A 1,377-nucleotide genomic window follows, 5' to 3' on the forward strand; every position below is an offset into this window, starting at 1 on the left:
GAGCTGTGAGGATGATGGCGTGCTGTCCCGGACCGCGGTTTGACTCGCGTGAGAGCAGACCGGTGTGTCCTGGCTTGGATCTGTCGACCGTTGGTCTGGGACAGTGCTTGCCGTCACCGGTCCGGCGGAGCGTGTCCCAATAGGGGCCTTGCCGTGAACAAGGCGCCATCACAGCTTTGACCGCTCCTGCCGGCCCGGTGCTGGCCATCGTGTGCCCGTACCGAACAGGAGTCCGACAGCCGTGACCAGCATGCCCGACCAGCAGTCCGCAGACCACCCCGACAACTCCGAGGAGGTGGTACTCGGTGTGGACACTCACAAGGACACGCATGTGGCCGCTGTGGTGACCGTGCTGGGCGGGGTGATCGACAGCAAGGCGTTCCCCACCACCGCAGCCGGTTACCGGAGTCTGCTGGGCTGGGCGCGCGGCCTGGGCGTGGTGCGCCGGGCCGGGGTGGAATGCACCGGCTCCTACGGTGCCGGACTGACCCGCTACTTGCTCGCCGAAGGCGTTGAGGTGGTGGAGGTCAACCAACCCGACAAGGCCACCCGCCGCCGCCGAGGCAAGACCGACACCATCGACGCTGAAGCCGCCGCCCAGGCCGTAGTCTCCGGCCGTGCCACCGCGACTGCGAAGACCAGCGACGGATCGGTAGAGATGATGCGGATGCTCAAGCTGGCCAAGGATTCCGCGATCAAGGCCCGCACCCAGGCGATCAACCAACTCAAGGCAGTACTGGTGTCCGCCGATGCCGGACTGCGGGACTCGCTGGCCGGGCTGACCACCCCGATCCTGATCCGCCGCTGCGCGGAACTGGCGCCGGCCGATCACGATCACCGTGCCGACACCGCGAGCATCGCGCGCTACACCCTGGCGCTGCTGGCCACCCGGATCCAGCGGCTGACCAGCGAGGCCCGCGAGCTGAACCACCAACTGACCGCAGTCATCGACGCACACACACCCCGGCTGCTGGAGCGGGTCGGCGTCGGCCCGGACAACGCCGCCGCATTGCTGATCACCGCCGGCGACAACCCCGACCGGTTGCACAAAGAAGCCTCCTTCGCCGCCCTGTGCGCTGCCAACCCGGTCGAGGCATCCTCGGGCAAAACCCAGCGCATGCGCCTCAACTACGGCGGTGACCGGCAGGCCAACGCCGCGCTCTATCGCATCGTGCTCACCCGGCTGCGCTGGCACACACCCACCCAGGCCTACATGGAGCGCCGGCTGGCCGAAGGCAAAACCCGACGCGAGATCATCCGCTGCCTCAAACGCTACGTCGCCCGCGAGATCTACCCACTCCTGCGACCAGTCCCCGGCAACGCCGAACACCAACTGCAAGCAGCCGCATGACCACTTGACAAACATAGGGGCATCCA

The 1,377-nt window shown here is 67.4% G+C and carries 1 protein-coding gene; it reads left to right on the forward strand.

Annotation, left to right across the window (positions count from 1 at the left end; translation table 11 throughout):
• The first annotated feature begins 250 nt into the window (after positions 1-250).
• On the forward strand, positions 251-1,351 hold the full coding sequence (locus EV651_RS41110) for an IS110 family transposase (RefSeq protein ID WP_133791669.1): 1,101 nt from the start codon (positions 251-253) through the stop codon (positions 1,349-1,351).
• Positions 1,352-1,377: the final 26 nt, after the last annotated feature.

Origin of the sequence: Kribbella sp. VKM Ac-2571 (assembly GCF_004362255.1) — a bacterium.
In the GTDB taxonomy this organism is placed as follows: domain Bacteria; phylum Actinomycetota; class Actinomycetes; order Propionibacteriales; family Kribbellaceae; genus Kribbella; species Kribbella pratensis.